The 16354-nt window shown below is 57.7% G+C and carries 12 protein-coding genes and 3 pseudogenes; 10 read left to right on the top strand and 5 right to left on the bottom strand.

Annotation, left to right across the window (positions count from 1 at the left end; translation table 11 throughout):
• Nucleotides 1–461: 461 nt before the first annotated feature.
• From IVB22_RS09155 to IVB22_RS09130, 6 genes and pseudogenes are all read left to right on the top strand, one after another.
• A complete protein-coding gene (locus tag IVB22_RS09155; protein ID WP_247517010.1) occupies nucleotides 462–1625 on the top strand; it encodes a sensor histidine kinase in 1164 nt (387 codons plus the stop codon).
• A gap of 464 nt (nucleotides 1626–2089) precedes the next feature.
• Nucleotides 2090–2407, top strand: a pseudogene (locus tag IVB22_RS09150) (hypothetical protein).
• 12 nt (nucleotides 2408–2419) lie between these two features.
• Nucleotides 2420–3009: pseudogene (locus tag IVB22_RS09145) on the top strand (hypothetical protein).
• Nucleotides 3010–3222: 213 nt separating this feature from the next.
• On the top strand, nucleotides 3223–4272 hold the full coding sequence (locus IVB22_RS09140) for an alpha/beta fold hydrolase (protein ID WP_247517009.1): 1050 nt from the start codon (nucleotides 3223–3225) through the stop codon (nucleotides 4270–4272).
• A gap of 21 nt (nucleotides 4273–4293) precedes the next feature.
• Nucleotides 4294–6261: an AI-2E family transporter gene (locus IVB22_RS09135; protein WP_247517008.1), complete on the top strand. Its 1968-nt coding sequence runs from the start codon at nucleotides 4294–4296 to the stop codon at nucleotides 6259–6261.
• A 76-nt stretch (nucleotides 6262–6337) separates the two neighbouring features.
• Nucleotides 6338–6649, top strand: a pseudogene (locus IVB22_RS09130) (ATP-binding protein); the annotation flags it as partial.
• A gap of 631 nt (nucleotides 6650–7280) precedes the next feature.
• Here the strand turns inward: IVB22_RS09130 and IVB22_RS09125 are convergent.
• Both IVB22_RS09125 and IVB22_RS09120 read right to left on the bottom strand, forming a co-directional pair.
• Nucleotides 7281–7658 (bottom strand): type II toxin-antitoxin system HigA family antitoxin, encoded by a 378-nt coding sequence (locus tag IVB22_RS09125; RefSeq protein WP_247517007.1) that lies wholly within the window; start codon nucleotides 7656–7658, stop codon nucleotides 7281–7283.
• 46 nt (nucleotides 7659–7704) lie between these two features.
• On the bottom strand, nucleotides 7705–8052 hold the full coding sequence (locus tag IVB22_RS09120; protein WP_247517006.1) for a hypothetical protein: 348 nt from the start codon (nucleotides 8050–8052) through the stop codon (nucleotides 7705–7707).
• Nucleotides 8053–8240: 188 nt separating this feature from the next.
• On the opposite strand from IVB22_RS09120, the gene IVB22_RS09115 reads away from it, so the two are divergent.
• The 3 genes from IVB22_RS09115 to IVB22_RS09100 all read left to right on the top strand — a co-directional run bounded on the left by IVB22_RS09115 (nucleotide 8241) and on the right by IVB22_RS09100 (nucleotide 11946).
• A complete protein-coding gene (locus tag IVB22_RS09115) occupies nucleotides 8241–9905 on the top strand; it encodes a recombinase family protein (protein ID WP_247517005.1) in 1665 nt (554 codons plus the stop codon).
• Nucleotides 9906–10990: 1085 nt separating this feature from the next.
• Nucleotides 10991–11653 carry an SOS response-associated peptidase gene (locus IVB22_RS09105; RefSeq protein WP_247517003.1) on the top strand — a complete coding sequence of 221 codons (663 nt, stop codon included), beginning with the start codon at nucleotides 10991–10993 and terminating at the stop codon, nucleotides 11651–11653.
• 68 nt (nucleotides 11654–11721) lie between these two features.
• Nucleotides 11722–11946 (top strand): hypothetical protein, encoded by a 225-nt coding sequence (locus IVB22_RS09100; protein WP_247517002.1) that lies wholly within the window; start codon nucleotides 11722–11724, stop codon nucleotides 11944–11946.
• Here the strand turns inward: IVB22_RS09100 and IVB22_RS09095 are convergent.
• The 3 genes from IVB22_RS09095 to IVB22_RS09080 form a co-directional block, all read right to left on the bottom strand.
• The gene (locus IVB22_RS09095; RefSeq protein ID WP_247517001.1) at nucleotides 11940–12413 is read right to left on the bottom strand and encodes a hypothetical protein; all 474 of its coding nucleotides are present in this window, start codon (nucleotides 12411–12413) and stop codon (nucleotides 11940–11942) included. The genes IVB22_RS09100 and IVB22_RS09095 overlap by 7 nt on opposite strands.
• Before the next feature lie 275 nt (nucleotides 12414–12688).
• On the bottom strand, nucleotides 12689–12841 hold the full coding sequence (locus tag IVB22_RS09090; protein ID WP_247517000.1) for a DUF2171 domain-containing protein: 153 nt from the start codon (nucleotides 12839–12841) through the stop codon (nucleotides 12689–12691).
• Between the two features lie 439 nt (nucleotides 12842–13280).
• Nucleotides 13281–13517 carry a hypothetical protein gene (locus IVB22_RS09080; RefSeq protein ID WP_247516998.1) on the bottom strand — a complete coding sequence of 79 codons (237 nt, stop codon included), beginning with the start codon at nucleotides 13515–13517 and terminating at the stop codon, nucleotides 13281–13283.
• Nucleotides 13518–14072: 555 nt separating this feature from the next.
• Here IVB22_RS09080 and IVB22_RS09075 point away from each other — a divergent pair.
• Nucleotides 14073–16127 (top strand): ATP-dependent helicase, encoded by a 2055-nt coding sequence (locus IVB22_RS09075; protein WP_247516997.1) that lies wholly within the window; start codon nucleotides 14073–14075, stop codon nucleotides 16125–16127.
• Nucleotides 16128–16354: the final 227 nt, after the last annotated feature.

Genomic DNA, 16354 nt, shown 5'->3' with positions numbered 1-16354 from the left:
GCGCCTCGAAAACAAACATATGTTAGGTGGCGGCTGGGATGGTCCGCGCCGCTTCAGCGAAGGACTCAACAAAATCGTAAGTAAATCACTCTCCCCGATGTCGGTAAGGGGCCGCGCAGGGACTTCCCTGCTGGCTCTCCAGCTTCCCATTCAGTGGTCGTCCAAACCAATTCGGTTACTCCAAGGGCTGGACGCGCCTAATGCACGCTCCAGGTCGGAGCTAGACATCACGAGCCTTGCAGCTAAGGCAATTGATTGCGGTCCAGAGCAATGAATGGAGATCAGTGTCATCGAGAATATGTTTGGAACTAACGTCAGTTCGCGTCCTTTATCCGAAGCAGAATCGCACGCTCTGGTCACAGGTCTCCTTGCGCGTTTTATTCAGCGGATCCCGAGTGCGGCGTGGCACCAGGCGTCAGCGACAGACTGGCACGTTTCGGCGACTTCAACGTTAGAAGCTGATGGAGGAACGTTCTAACGAAGGAAGCGAAGGCGGCGCGCTGGATAAGCTCCGGCGCCATGTTCGCATTCTGGTCGATATTGGGCGACTTGCGGGTGAGAACGCCGACTTAAACCGCTTCCTGGACCAGGCCGTCGTCCAGATCGCCCGGGCGGTCGAGATACATCACGTAAAGGTTCTTCAATATCGTCCCCGCAGCTCAGATCTCCTCCTTATCGCGGGTGTCGGATGGAAGGAAGGCGTCGTTCGTAGCGCAACGTTGTCGGCCGACCTACGTTCGCCGCCTGGACGGGCATTTCAGACAGCAGAGCCGATCACTATCAAAAATTTCAGTGAGCAAGAGGAATACGTTCGTTCGGATCTCCTGAAGGAGCATGGCATCATCTCGGTGAGTAACGTGCCTGTGCTGATCGATGGTGCGGCATGGGGCGTGCTAGAGGTGGACAGTACAACGCCGAGAGACTTCACTGAGGACACTACCGATTTCCTAACGGCCGTGGCCGCCCTAATAGGAACTGTGCTGAGCCACAAAGCGCGACCAGATCAAGAAGCACGCTTGATGGCGGCCGCTGCCGAGGCGCAAAGGCGTGAGATCCTACTTCGCGAAATGCAGCATCGAGTGAAAAACAACTTTCAGCTTGTTCTGTCCTCTATTTCCATCCAAAAACGTCGGTACCAAGGTGCGGAGGTCCATCGCGCCCCGGATCACGTCGCAAGCCGCATCAACGCGATCTCGTTGGCGCATGATCAGCTCGCGCCTCGACACGAAGGCCAGACGGTCAGACTTTCCGATTATATCCGCGCTCTTTGCAGCGCTATCCGTCAACAGATTGAAGAAGTCGATGTAGAGTCCGATGAGCTCGAATTGAGTATTGACCGGGCGTTGCCAGTCGGCCTCATCTTAAACGAAACTGCGATGAACAGCATCAAGCATGCCTTCGGTCCCGATGGCGGCAGGATCAGAGTCGGCTTGGTGGGAGGCGTTGGCTTCGGCGAAGCCCGTCTGACAGTGTCGGATAACGGGCGCGGCATCCGGAATCCTAGCGAGCGTGGGTCTGGGCTAAGACTGATTGCGTCTCTTGCAAGACAAATCGGTGGAACGATCGAGCAGGAAAGTTCCGGTTCGGGCACAACAACGACTCTCACGTTCCCATTGATACCGTGACCACCGGTGTGCGGATTACTACCATCCCATTCCATCGCATCACCGCTTGGTCTCCGGCATTCATCGGTGATGAGAACGCCTATTGCGCTCCCGCCAGCCACTGGAGCAGCACTATGCAACGACGCCGTTTAAACACATCCTGTCTTTCCCCGACCCCTTCGCTGAAGAGGAGGATACGTCTTTCGATGAGCGCGACAGTGCTCCCCTTATGGAGAAGTGCCGGGTGATCGATCCCCGCCTTCACTTGGGGTGCCTCACGCAAGCCTGAAACGTCGTGCGAGCGGACCATCTTTTATGAGATGCATGTCAAAGGCTTTACCCGACTGCAAGCCCCTCGCCGAGTCGATGATCATCAGTTGCAGGATGGATCATCTGAGCCCAGCTTAAGCCGCTTAACGTCGCAGTCGAGGAACTAAAGGTTCGACGAGCGATTACGCTCGCGCCTGAATTCTCTGGAGAACACTCTGAAACGCTCACTTCTTTTAACTTGTATTGGATTGTTGGCGGCTAGCGCCGCTTCGGCGCAAAATCCGCCCGCGCAGTCGGGACCGAACAACAGCGCGGTTAACGGCCCCGGCCAAAACAACTCCAACGCTCCTGTCGCTGGTCGCAACAGTTTCACTGAAGGAAAAGCCAAGTCGAAGATCGAGGATGCGGGCTACACCAACGTCACCGAATCGAAGAAGGCGACAATGGTGTCTGGCGCGGCAAGGCCAGCAAGGGCGGGTCAGCCAGCGCTGGTAAGCGTCGATTTTCAGGGCAACGTCAATACCGCCAAGTAAGGAAGGTTTAGCATGACCGTTACAATTTCTCGTCTTTACGACAACCACAACGACGCTCAGCAGCTGTTCGGCGCCTCGAATCCGCGGGCGTGCCGCACTCGAACATCAGCATAGTTGCCAATCATTCGGACAGCTGGTTCAACACCGACAAGAAGGTGGATCGCGACCGCGATGGAGTCGACGATCGCGCCGAAGGTGCTGGGAAAGGTGCCGGCCTTCTTGCCGGGCTCGGCTTGCTGGCGATCCCCGGCCTCGGACCCGTTGTCGCAGCTGGTTGGCTGGCCGCGACGGCGGTTGGCGCGGCCGCAGGAGCAGCTACCGGCGGTATTGTCGGTGCGCTCACGGAGGCTTGCGTTTCGGCAGAGGATGCCAACTCATACGCCGAGGGCGCCCGTCGTTGAGGCACGCTGGTGTCGGCGCGAGTGCCCGATGCGGACCGTTCCCGCCTCGACTTAATATTGAATGAGTCTGCAGTAAACCTGCCTGACCGGAGTGCTGCTTGGCAAAAGGCCGGGTGGAAATCGTTTGATCCTGCCAGCAAACCCTACGGCGCTGATGAGATTCGCAAGGAGCGGCAGCTGTACGGCGGGATACTACGTTAAGCAGAACATTGAGACGGCCCGCTCCGGCGGGCCGTCTTTTGCCTAGATCCCAGGGTGGCTTTTCGGACTTTGGTTGTCGCGGGCAATTAGGCGCTAAGTTGTCGTCCGTGTTTTTGCCGGTTTGGAACGAACCTGAAGGGTGATTGTTCTTTCTGCGCTGCAACACTTCTTGGATTTTCCTGGATTTCGTGCACGCCCCTTTGAGTGCATACGATGACCGCAGCCCACTTCCAGACACACTCCCTAAAATCCCTTGCGCATAAAAGCCGTACGATCGCCCAGGCGCATCCTTATGCAGTAGGTGCAGCCGCAACCATAGGAGCCTTGGCTCTGCTGGCCTTGGTGAACCGCCGCTTAGCCAAGAATGCTGAGAACGACAATCCCCCTGCTGGTCAGTTCTTGCAGGTAAACGGCGTCCGCCTGCACTATGTCGAACGTGGCTCAGGCGCGCCGCTGGTAATGCTGCACGGCAACGGCAGCATGATCCAGGATTTCGAATCCAGCGGTTTGATCGACTTAGCCGCCAAGAATTATCGCGTCATCGTTTTCGATCGTCCTGGCTTCGGCCATAGTGATCGGCCGCGTAATGTTGTCTGGACCCCGGCAGCACAGGCTGAATTGATTAACAGCGCTCTCCGTCGGCTAGGCGTCCCGCATGCATTCGTCTTAGGGCACTCGTGGGGCGCTTCTGTCGCAGTCGCGCTGGCGCTCAAATATCCGAAGCTAGTCCAGGGCCTGGTTCTTGCCTCAGGATATTACTTTCCGACGTTGCGTCCTGACGTCGTAGCCTTATCCGCCCCCGCGGTGCCCTTAGTGGGCGATGTCTTGAGGCACAGCATCGCACCGATTGTTAGCCGGGTTATTTGGCCGTTTTTGATGAGCAAGATCTTCGGTCCCCAATCCGTGCCGTCAAAGTTTGCCGGATTTCCAAAAGAAATGGCGGTACGCCCGTCGCAGATTCGAGCATCGGCCGCGGAATCTGCTCTCATGATTCCGGCTGCCTTAGATCTCCAAGATCAGTATGCAAGCTTGAAGATGCCCGTCAGTATCATCGCGGGCGATGAAGACCGGTTGATTGACACCGATACACAGTCGCGCCGACTTCATGGAAACATTGTTCAAAGTAAGTTTCACCGCGTTCCAGGCGCCGGGCACATGGTGCATCAAACGGCGACGGGCTCAGTAATGGCGGCAATAAACCGAGTTTCTGGGGATATGCAGTTGGAGCCGCACGTAAATGCAGGGGTCCAGGAACACGTCTGATTTCTGGCATAGGAGGAGACTGTGATCAGACAGCCGTTCAAAGCGCGAACCCCGGAAGAACTGATTGCCCTTCTGAGCGCGGTGGCAACAGCGATCCTCGCTGTAATCATAATAATGCTGCTCTATTTTGGTCGCGAGATCATTATCCCGATAGCCTTGGCTATTTTGCTTAGCTTCGTGCTGGCACCTCTGGTTGGACTGCTCCAACGCGTGCGTGTCCCGCGTGGGTTGGCCGTCGTTAGCGTTGTCATAATCGCCTTCGCATTGATATTTGCGATGGGCAGTCTACTCGCCACCCAACTGGCGCAACTGGCCGGGGATTTGCCGCGATATCAATCCACGATAAGCGAGAAGATCCAATCATTTCGTGAGACCACCGCGGGCCGGGGCACGCTTGAACGCGCGTCCGGCATGTTGAAGGACCTGAGCAAAGAACTCGATAAGCCCAAGGAGTCGGCGAGCGCGCTGGGAGCCAGCGCAAGCCCGAAAGCGGCGGCGCCCAAACCCGTTCCTGTGGAAGTCCGCCAGCCTGATCCGGGCGCGTTGGAGAGTTTGCAAAGCCTTATCTCCCCACTGCTTCATCCCCTCGCAACAACGGGCATCATCGTCATCTTTGTCATCTTCATTTTGCTTCAGCGCGAGGACCTTCGTAATCGCTTAATCAGGTTGGCCGGTTCGCATGATCTTCAACGCACGACGGCCGCCCTTGATGATGCCGCGAATCGCCTCAGCCGGCTTTTCCTAATTCAGCTCCTTCTGAACGGAAGCTTCGGCATCGTTATCGGAATTGGCCTCTGGCTGATCGGCGTTCCAAGCGCGATCCTGTGGGGCATCCTGGCAGCGGTATTGCGGTTCGTACCTTACATTGGAGCAGTTATCGCCGCCGCGTTCCCTCTCACTCTAGCGGTCGCCGTCGATCCAACCTGGACCATGCTGCTTTGGACGGTCGCGCTATTTCTCGTGGTCGAGCCGATCGTTGGCCATGTGATCGAACCGATGGTCTATGGACACAGCACGGGGCTCTCACCCGTCGCTGTCGTGGCATCTGCAACGTTTTGGACGGCGCTGTGGGGCCCGATTGGCCTTGTCCTGGCGACGCCCCTCACAGTGTGCCTGGTTGTACTCGGGCGGCACGTCGAACGTCTGGAGTTCCTTGACGTCATGTTTGGAGACCGACCCGCGCTCTCTCCGCCCGAGATATTTTATCAGCGGATGCTCGCTGGCGATCCGACCGAAGCGTCTGAAAAGGCCGAAGAGTTTTTGAAGGAGCGATCTCTCAGTTCCTACTATGACGAAGTCGCCTTAAAAGGATTGCAGTTGGCCCAAGCCGATGCCGAACGCGGCGCGCTGGATTCTGAACGTCTGATTAAGATAAGAGATGCTGTCAGCGAATTTGCCAATAACATTTCGGAACAGGATGACCGTCTACCGGCAAAGATTGTTCCAACCACCGACGTGGAAGCTACGTCCGCGGTAGAGACCGTGGCTGAAGATGCGCCTTATGAGAATCTACCAGTTCTCCGCAAAGAAGATTTACCTCCCGAATGGCAAGGCGAGAATCCCGTCCTCTGCGTGGCCGGGCGTAGCCTTATCGATGAAGCCGCCGCGATCATGCTGGGTCAACTCTCGACCGCGCATGGTTTGTTAGCTCGCGTCGAGGGAGCCGAAGCGTTGTCGACCGCCAATATCTTCCGGCTTGAGACCGCCGGGGTCGCGATCGTCTGCCTAGTCTACATGGAGGCAAGCGGTCCGGCTCATATGCGTTACTCGGTCCGACGGCTTCGTCGTAAGTTGCCGAAGGCTACAATCATTTTGGGTTGCTGGATGAAGGACATGGACCCGGCGGCGTTAGAAAGCCTGCGGGAAGGGGCCAAAGCCGACCTGGCTGCTACAAGCCTGGGCGGTGCGCTTAAGCACTGCATTGAGGCGACAGGTGTGGTTGATATTTCGACAATACCTGGAGTTCAGCTTTCGGGGACCGCGGCTTAGGGACGGAGACGAACGCGCTTACGCCCCGCGAATGGTAACGAAGTTAATGGTCTCGTAACATTTCCGAACCTTCAGGCTCAGCCGGCTCTACGAGCGCGCCTCCGTCATCGTCACCACCAATCTCGCGTTCGGCGAATGGCCCAGCGTGTTCGGCGACGCCAAGATGACGACCGCGCTGCTCGACCGGTTGACCCATCACCGTGACATCGTCGAGACCGGCAATAACAGCTGGCGCTTCAAAAGCCGCGACGACGATCACGCAACCCGCGCTCGTCTCGTCTCCGCAATCCCGGCCAGCTCCGACGAGCCGAGCGCTACCGCCAAACCCCGCCGCTCAAAGGGGTCAAAATTGGAAGCCGATGAGGGGTCAAATTTCAACGCCGATTGACAGATATTTGAACTATATCAATACTTTATGCAGTTTCCATGGCGGAGGGAGAGGAACTGGGATCGACCCTTCTCCGTTCCATGCGACGTTCCGAAAGCGGTTGTCGTTCTAGCCCAGCAGCGCGCTTGGTCCTTGCCCTCCCAAGGCCCCTAAGAGGGCAAACGGCCTTCCGGGGACAGAGCGCACTGTCCGGCGTTCTCATCGTACCGTTTGACAGGCTCTGCGGTCACCAACTCCGGCCGCCAAGCAGTTCGGCCGAGGCGGTAGAGACCCCTGCCCTTTGGAGCTGGAGGATGTCCCTGCGCTGTCTCCCGACCTGGACGCGCATATGCTCGATTTCGGAACGGACGTGATCCAGGTCCATAGCGCTCCCTCATTACCCTCTGGATTGTTCGAACAAGCCCCTCGGCACGGCGCCCGAGCACGAGCCCGCACCCCCCCAGCACCCCCAATGCTCCAACCTATTCCCCAGCCAACCAGATGCCAGTCAATGAACGTTGGCATGGGACGGGTTCATACCTACTGCAACTGACGAACCGCATTGGCCGCGGGACCGTCTACGCCATGCTCGTGATCTTGGCGCTTGCGATCGTCTGGCAAATCCTAGGTCCGCCATGCCGCAGCGTCAGGCCTACACGCGGTTTAATTCATACTGAGCTGTCAACATTTCAACGGGTATCTTCCATTCCTTGCTGATCGCACGGATCATTTCCAGCGTCAGGGGCCGAAGTCGGTTCAAGATTTCTGAAGCGCGATTGCGCCCCACCAGGGCGGCGAGCTCTGCTTGCGATTTGCCCATAGACTCAATCGCAAAACGGAGAACATCTACCGGGTCCCCACAAGGCATCGCGAAGTGCTTGTCCTCGTACTCCTTGATGAGAATAGACAGGACCTCGAAACGGTCGCCATCAGCAGTTCCCAACGCGGGATCAACTTCGAAATAGCGCGCGACTTCCCGGATCGCCCAGTCGTAATCCTGTTCATTATGAAGAGGTCTTACGTCCACCATGATAGACCCTCCGTCACGCAGTTAGCAGCTAGTTCAGGTCTTGCATTCAGCGAGCGTTAATGTCGATGAAATCGACTGGACCGCTTGAGACATTATCGTCGTCGAAGATGCCGATCACGAGCCGATCCGGGCCGAGATCGCTGCTAACGAAACCGTATTTTGAGCCTTCGTCCAAAATAATAGGAGCAGCGCGGTGGCGCAGTCGCTCCAGGGTCAGATACTCGACTATTTGCTCGCTGTCTGGCCCTCGCTCAACATTGCCGAGAATAACGATCTTATGCTCCGGAAGCGAGCCCGTGCGGCGCTCGCGAGCATGGCTGGAGATCGCCTCAATGGCGCGGAGGAGAAGATCGAAGCGGCCTCGGACATCGGCTATAGCGTAGGTTCGGGTCATCGCGTTTTCCTACAATGAAAGAACCAGATCAGGCGACAACAACCTTGCCATCGGGCTGCATTCCGAGTCCCGTTATAGTCCGCCTCAGTCATATGCGCCATATTTGGCAAATCGCAGTGAACTGCGCCCTTGCTTTAGCACCGGTCTGGGAATTGGATTGCGGAATAAACTGATCGCGAGCAAGCCCCATGGTCAATGCGCTCGTCATTCGCCGCAATACGCAACTGGAAAAAGCCCAGAGGGCCCTTCGCGCGGCGCAGTATGTGCGAATGTCGACCGATTTTCAGCGATACTCGATCCAGAACCAAGCCGCCGCAATTGCGGCGTATGCTCAACAACGCAACCTCACAATCGTTCGGACTTACCTCGATGAAGGACGCAGTGGTCTGAGGATCAACGGGCGCCCTGGCCTGATCGAACTGCTTGAGGATGTCCAATCAGGACACGCGGACTTCGACCACATTTTGGTCTACGACGTCAGCCGATGGGGACGCTTTCAGGATGTCGACGAGAGCGCGCATCACGAGTTTGTCTGCAAGCGAAACGGCATCAAGGTTGCCTATTGCGCTGAACAATTCGACAATGACGGAAGCCTTCTATCGAGCGTCGTCAAGAACATCAAACGCGTGATGGCCGCGGAGTACAGCCGAGAGCTTGGCGTCAAGGTGCACACCGGTCACTGCCGGATAGCGGGCCTAGGCTATCGCGTTGGTGGGCCGCTCACGTTCGGTCTCCGGAGGGAGATGGTCGATGAGAAGCAGCGTTCGAAAGGCAAGCTAGCCAAGGGGGAGCGTAAGGCCCTGCAAACGGACCGTGTGCGGCTTCAGCCCGGTTCTGATGAGGAGACCGCCGTCGTCAGATGGATATTCCATCAGTTTGTCGTCGAGCGAAAGTCGTACAGTCAAATCACCCGGGAACTCAATCGGGCCAAGATCACCAATCAAGGGCGACCATGGACCGGCCCCATGATCCGCATCATTCTCCTGAATGAGAACTACATCGGCAATATCGTTTACAACCGCACTACCCGATCCCTTGGACAGAAGCAGATGAGCAATCCTCAAGAGCGGTGGGTTCGAGGTCTCGCAGCTATCGCTCCAATCGTTGATCCCAGTATCTTTGCGCGTGCACAAAAACTCATAGCCGAGCGGCGCGTCCAGATCCCGGAAAATCAGATGTTGCTGAGGCTGCGGACGACTCTCCATCGAAAGGGAAAGCTGAGTTGGACCATCATCAACAACACGCCCGGGCTCCCCTCTGCCGGGACATATGCCGACCATTTCGGATCGTTGCGAAAAGTTTATGCCCTGCTCGGGTATGACCCCTCGCGCCACTGCGACTGGATCGATGCTCGCGTTTTTTGGTCTGACGTTTTGGCAAAGCATGCCACCCAATTGGCCGAAGCCCTGAAGATGGAGCCGGGAATTAAGGCGATCGTCGAGCAGAGTCGCGCCGGCTTGATGGTGAATGGAAAGTTCAAGATCACCTTTCTGGTCGCGCGACGACTGTCAAAGAGAGGCCCAAATGAATCCCCGCACTGGAGAGCCTACCGCGGGGAAATATCCGCCGGGGTTCTGGTCGTACTTCGGCTAAACGAACTCAACAAAGCCGTTAAGGATTATCTGGTGATACCTGCTTCATGGGGGACCGGAACCGGGGCTTGGGTAACGCTTTCGGATACAACTTTGGCTCGCGAAAAAGCCATGCACGTCGATAGCTTGGACGGGCTGATCCGAGCGATCAAAACCAGATTGAGCGCGTCCAACCATGTCGCGCCAACCAAGCCAAAGCTAAAGAACACACGAAGGAAGCGAGGCCGGCCCAAAACCAAGAACGGCCGCGCGCGGCACTGACGGATCGTAGATAAAGGTAGGCGCCGATTAACTTGCCGTAGTTTCTTCTGAAGTCGCCGTTGAGTTTCGATATCTCGACAAGCTCCGAAGATTGGTCAGACATGACATCTCCTTCGGCCACGCAATCAAATTGTGTGCCGCTGTACAGGTTAAGGTATGGGAGAAACCGCTCTACGGGCTTGGGAAGGAAGTCGCAAGGCCTACGCGGTAGGTTGGCCTTTAACCACTGATTTGCCCGACGACGCAACCGAAAAGAATCGGCGCAGCGCACGCCGAACTTCTAGCGCTTTGATGGGAAGCAGCTATCAATGACATGCGTCATCTCCCGACCAAACGCCGATCCCGAGCGTCGATCTCATGAATTACCTAAAGCGGCTCCGCGCGAAGACAGTCCTGAAATCAGGACAGCGCTGGACGCCTCCGGCTTGGTGTTTGCGATCACGCTCTTTTTTCTGCCTAATCCAGTCGGCCCACGACGGCATCGCGAACCGTAACCGCGCATACGATAAGGATCGGTGGTGGTATCCGATCTACCGTCTTGTGGAGCCGAGCATCGCCAACCGCGGCTAGAACGAGCGGTCAAATTGACGCCTCAACGACGGCCTTAACGCCACAATCTGTGGCTGGTTGCTGATGCCGCCGGGACGGGCGCATCCTCGTAGCCCATGGGCGGACCCTCAAAAGAGCGCCATTGGGGTGAGACGATCCGGCATGCGGAACAGCGCGCCAGGGAGACGCGGTTTATTGCCGATGTCGCGGCCTGCGACGCCTGGAATTACCGCATGGAGGGCTACGGTGGCCCCGCACAGCCGTCCCCGCCGATTGGCGACGCGCTGAACGCCGGCTTCCGGTATCTCGAGGTCAAATGTGCCGGCTGCAGCACGCACAGCACCGTCGATCTCACGACCCTACGGCGCTCCCGTGAAACACCAATCTGGCAGCTTGAACAGCGGATGCGTTGTCGGCCGTGTTCCGAGACCCGCGGTTATCCGTACAAGCGCGGCCACCTGGTCCGGCTCCGGCGCACAAACATCACGACGCGGCAAGAGCCCTGGTATCATGGCGACCAACGGGACCGTCATTGAATGTGCAATCTTTATTCGATCACCACCAACCAGGAAGCGATCAGGCAGCTTTTCCGGGTCATCAATCGATACATCGGCAACCTGCCATCCATGACGGGTGTTTTTCCTGACTACCCGGCGCCGGTCGTCCGCAACACTGGGACTGAGCGCGAACTCGTCCTGATGCGCTGGGGGATGCCGCCACCGCCGCGCACGGGTGGACCGCCGGTCACAAACATCCGCAAGACGTCGTCACCGCACTGGCGCGGCTGGCTGAAGCCTGAAAGCCGCTGTCTGGTGCCGTTCAACAGCTTCGCTGAATACGCGCCTGAGCAGAATCCGGAGACGAAGAAGAAGGATGTCGTCTGGTTCGCGATCAATGACGATCGGCCGCCGACCTGCTTCGGCGGCATCTGGACCGAATTCAAGGGTGACCGCGGGACGAAATCGAAACCGATTCCTGGCCCGCATCAGGTCTACGGCTTTCTCACCACTTCGCCGAACGCTGTGGTCGAACCGATCCATCCCAAAGCGATGCCGGTCATCCTGTTGACTGATGAGGAGCGCGACGTCTGGATGCGCGCGCCGTGGGATGAGGCAAAGACGCTGCAGCGGCCGCTGCCCGACGATGCATTGAAAATTGTGGCGCGCGGATCCGACAAGGAAGACAAGGCGGCAGTGTGAGCGAGCACGGCTGGCAGCGCGAGTTCGAGGATCCGATATCGCTGCCTGACGGTCGGAAGCTCCTCACCTTGAAGGACGCCGCCGAATACATAACCGGGCTCCCAAAGAAGGAATCCGCACTGCCGGAATGGCAAACGGCGATCGAAGCGCTCATGCTGTGCAGCCGCGGCGGCCCGACGATGATAGCGGGGATCGGGGTCACGAAGGCGTTGAACCGTCTTGTCGAGCGGGTGTTCAATTCCAATCGAAAAGACCACCATTGGGGCAAGCGCAAGCTGAAGAGAGATCAGTGATGACCTTGGCGAAATTCCCTAGGCTTGAACCGCTTTCCCGCTTTGACGGATTTCTGGGCCTCGCCCAACGCCTGCACGGCGGTGACGTTGGCGTTGCGCGTAAGCGATCCGCCTCCGCCACCCGTCGAGTGCACCATTCCCGGTCCGGGACCCATACCCATACCAATACATTGCGGCAAAGCCGTCACGTTTGCACCGACGATGGCCGCCAGGACAATCCAAACTGAGAGAAGCTTGCGCATAAGGTCTCCATGGCGCCCGACCCGGAAAGACCCGACGCGGCCAAGGGTGATCAAAGATCGCCGGACGCCATGGACTAAGGATTGGGGCATCCGCGTCGTTCGCTTCCGGGCGAACAACTCGGACATGCTGAAGATGCGAACGGACACCGCTACAGCGGAGCCGCTGATGTTGCGGAGATCGTTGAGGCTGCGAAGATTGCTGCGCTTGCCAATAAAAAAGACCACGCGGGCGTTATGCCGCGTGGCCTTCGAGACTGTTACCCTAGGCCCTCCAGAGATTCCGTCTCAAGGCGCATATTGTTCGAGTGGAGGGGTCTGTCTAGGGTGCGAGGGAATTACCCACAGCTCATCAAACAACGTCTTTGGCAATTTTCAACGGTAGACCATTGGTTGCTAGCCGACGCCTCCAAGGATTGGCCTTTAGGTGCCGGGCTTTGATCGGGCTTGGGCATGCCGGCATTGGGACTTTCTCCCGTTGATATCGGCGCCTTGGTCGAACGTCATTTTTCCTCTTCCATCGTCACCGCGACATCTGCGTTCGCCGAGAGCCTAACCTTGTTGCCCTCCACTCCGGCAACCAAGCCTTTATCGATGAAGTGATAATGAACGCCGTCTGCGCCGATGACTTCCATGTGCTCTTTGATCTCGGTCATGGGATACCCTCTGTGAGGGGGAGCAACGCGCTAGGACGTCAAACGTTCGCCGAACGACCCGGAGTAAGGCCATCAGCCTCCCTTCCTTCCTTCAGGCCTTAGGGGGAGATCCTGCAAAATAGGAACGAATTGCGATCCGATCGATTGGCACCGATCCGGAGTTTCGCCCATGGCCGATGACATACCGCCCCAGCCGTTTGTGTACGAAGGCCTAGATCCGGTCCCAGAGGCGAAGTCCACGATTGAAGAGGTGTCTGACGCAGTTAAGGGCGCCGCTAGCCGAGTAAGCGACGCGATCGAGACCGGTCGGAAACCCGGCATGCCGCTAAGCATCCTAAGCAACATTGCCCGTGAGGCGCCACTTGGATCGCTCTTGGTCGCCTTCTTGTTGGGTGTCGCTGTGGCTAGGCGACGTTAATGCATCGCTCCCCCCCGGTCGTTAGGCCCGTTCAAGAACTGCCGAAATCGTCGAGTCCTGCGGATCCTCGATTATGGGCACGATCCCAGGCGACCACACATTATCCAATTCATCCAGCCGATCGATGAGACGCCGTAGGTAAGGCGTCATGTTTGCCGACTCCTGTCCCATGATCTCGCGAAGGCGCTCACCTATCTCGTCGCAAATGGCGCGGCAGTGCGTGTGGTCGAGACGCAGATTTTCGTGGTCGACGGGCATCGTCTGTCCCCAAGCCTATCAATCCCCGCAAGGATCAGACCTGGACTATAGAGATCGGTAAACGCGCGCGTCTAACCGCTCCTGTTGGTGAAAACCGGGTAAAATCGCCGGGCTTTGCTGAGTCGCGGCGAGCAAACGGTAATCAGGCATCAACCATCTCTGCGAGGCCAACCCGAGCGAAATAGCCAGCAACAAGGTCCGTTACCCGGTCGCCTGCGTGGTAGGCCCTCAGCGCCCTTTCCTGCCCGTCGAGCAATATCGCCAGAGCGACACGGCTAATGGACCATGTCCCGCCCCCAATTCGTCGGCCCAGCCCGCGCTCTTCGGCCCGGGCCCGCATTGTTGATTCAGACTTGCCTGCGATATCTGCGACCTGCTTCAGACTGATGCATTGCGCTTCGGAATGCGAACCGGCCATCAGGAGTGTGACCTCTCACGTCGGAAGTTAGGCTTACCGAGGCTGCTTCCGCTGAAGGAAGCACGGATCTTTCATTGCAGTTAAAGCGGGAATCGCCGAATCTTGCCTCTTTGCTGGGGCGATTCGTGCCAGACGCTGTGACCACCTACCTTGATTCACTTAACACAGAGCAACGACGAGCCGTTGAACACGGTGTTGACGTGGACGGAACCATTGGGTCGCCGCTGCTGGTGATCGCAGGAGCTGGTTCGGGCAAAACAAACACCCTTGCCCATCGGGTCGCCCATCTCATTGTCAATGGCGCGGACCCCCGCCGGATCCTGTTGATGACCTTCTCGAGGCGTGCCGCGGCGGAAATGACCCGACGCGTCGAACGGATCGCCCGTCAGGTGCTCGGCAACAATGCCAACGTGATGACGGACGCCCTCACCTGGGCCGGTACATTCCACGGAATCGGCGCCAGACTCCTACGCGAATATTCCGAACGCATTGGCCTTCAACCGGCGTTTACAATCCACGATCGCGAGGACTCGAGCGACTTGATGAACCTGATTCGTCATGAACTTGGATTCTCAAAGACGGAAAGTCGTTTCCCAACCAAAGGAACTTGCCTCGCGATCTACTCTCGGTGCGTAAATGCCGAGATACCGATCGAAATGGCACTTGGGCGGTTTTTCCCGTGGTGCTCCGGGTGGGCTAGCGAACTGAAACAACTATTCGCCGCCTATGTAGACGCCAAGCAAAAGCAAAATGTTCTCGATTATGACGATCTACTGCTCTACTGGGCTCAGATGGTTTCGGACAGCGAGCTCGCCGATGAGATTGGCGGCCGGTTCGATCATGTGATGGTTGATGAATACCAAGACACCAACCGTCTACAGTCATCGATCCTGCTGGCACTAAAGCCGACCGGGCGTGGCCTCACCGTGGTCGGTGACGATGCGCAATCGATCTATTCCTTTCGCGCAGCCACGGTGCGAAACATCCTGGACTTTCCGGATCATTTCAAACCGTGGGCTGACGTCGTTACGCTTGACCGCAACTACCGCTCAACGCAGCCGATCCTGTCGGCCGCGAATGCCGTAATCAGCTTGGCTAAAGAGCGGTTCACGAAGAACCTCTGGACAGACCGGACGTCAGCGCAGAAGCCGCAGCTGGTCACCGTCCGCGATGAGGCCGATCAGGCTCGCTTTATCGTAGAACGCGTACTGGAGAACCGCGAAGGAGGCTCTCTCCTCAAGCATCAGGCGGTACTGTTTCGGACTTCTTCGCATAGTGGACCGCTTGAGATCGAGCTCACGCGGCACAATATTCCTTTTGTAAAATTTGGCGGCCTAAAATTTCTTGAAGCCGCCCACGTCAAAGACATGCTTTCATTGCTCCGCTTCGTCGAAAATCCGCGTGATCGCGTTGCCGGCTTTCGCATTCTTCACCTGCTACCAGGCGTTGGACCGGCTTCGGCGCAACGGGTCCTCGACCATATGGCCGAATCCGCCGATCCGATCGGCACACTCTGCGGCCTGCCCCCGCCGCCCCGCTCCGGTGACGATTGGACGGCATTCGTCCACACCATCGCCAACCTCCGCTACTCCGAATGGCCAGCCGATATCGAACGGGCGCGGCTTTGGTATGAGCCGCATCTGGACCGCATTCATGACGACAGCGAAGTGCGGCGAGCCGATTTGATCCAGCTCGAACAGATTGCGTGCGGCTATCCATCGCGCGAACGTTTCTTAACCGAACTCACGCTTGATCCGCCGGACGCGACGAGCGACCAGGCCGGTGTACCGCTGCTTGATGAAGACTATCTGATCCTCTCAACGATCCATTCTGCCAAGGGGCAGGAGTGGAAGTCTGTCTTCGTGCTGAACGTCGTCGATGGATGTATGCCATCGGATCTGGGCGCCGGCACAAGTGCAGAACTCGAAGAAGAACGGCGACTCCTCTACGTGGCGATGACGCGGGCAAAGGACGATCTCCATCTTGTCATTCCGCAGCGTTTCTTTACCCACGGGCAACATTCAAAAGGCGACCGCCATATGTACGCGTCGCGCACGCGGTTCATCCCGGAAGCGCTGTTGCCGAACTTTGAAAGGACCGCTTGGCCGGTTGTCATGGCGCCCCGGTCTTCGACGGCCGGTCAGGGGCCTCAGATCGACATTCAAGCGCAGATGCGCCGCATGTGGCGCTAGGGGATCTTGCGGGCGCGACGTCTGGCGGTGCGCTTTTCGCGTACTAGCCGTTATGGAACGTCGATGTCTGTTCTTCTCTCAACAGCGGACATTTAACCATCCATCTGCGACGTCCGCAAAGTGCCAAAGGACTAAACCGCTCGCGCGGTAGGGTACTGCTGCGGGCGTCAGGGCCAATGGGATAGCGCAACGGGGCGTCCTGTCTTGAGATCGAGGTGTTCCGACAA

Origin of the sequence: Bradyrhizobium sp. 190 (assembly GCF_023073415.1) — a bacterium.
Classification (GTDB): domain Bacteria; phylum Pseudomonadota; class Alphaproteobacteria; order Rhizobiales; family Xanthobacteraceae; genus Bradyrhizobium.
This window is presented reverse-complemented; position numbering and strand designations above follow the sequence as displayed.

Bases quoted from the DNA above. Each gene is read 5' to 3' on its own strand.
- IVB22_RS09120 (WP_247517006.1), bottom strand. From the start codon at position 8,052: ATGACCCGAACCTACGCTATAGCCGATGTCCGAGGCCGCTTCGATCTT.
- IVB22_RS09105 (WP_247517003.1), top strand. From the start codon at position 10,991: ATGTGCAATCTTTATTCGATCACCACCAACCAGGAAGCGATCAGGCAG.
- IVB22_RS09115 (WP_247517005.1), top strand. From the start codon at position 8,241: ATGGTCAATGCGCTCGTCATTCGCCGCAATACGCAACTGGAAAAAGCC.
- IVB22_RS09125 (WP_247517007.1), bottom strand. From the start codon at position 7,658: ATGGTGGACGTAAGACCTCTTCATAATGAACAGGATTACGACTGGGCG.
- IVB22_RS09080 (WP_247516998.1), bottom strand. From the start codon at position 13,517: ATGCCCGTCGACCACGAAAATCTGCGTCTCGACCACACGCACTGCCGC.
- IVB22_RS09155 (WP_247517010.1), top strand. From the start codon at position 462: ATGGAGGAACGTTCTAACGAAGGAAGCGAAGGCGGCGCGCTGGATAAG.
- IVB22_RS09140 (WP_247517009.1), top strand. From the start codon at position 3,223: ATGACCGCAGCCCACTTCCAGACACACTCCCTAAAATCCCTTGCGCAT.
- IVB22_RS09090 (WP_247517000.1), bottom strand. From the start codon at position 12,841: ATGACCGAGATCAAAGAGCACATGGAAGTCATCGGCGCAGACGGCGTT.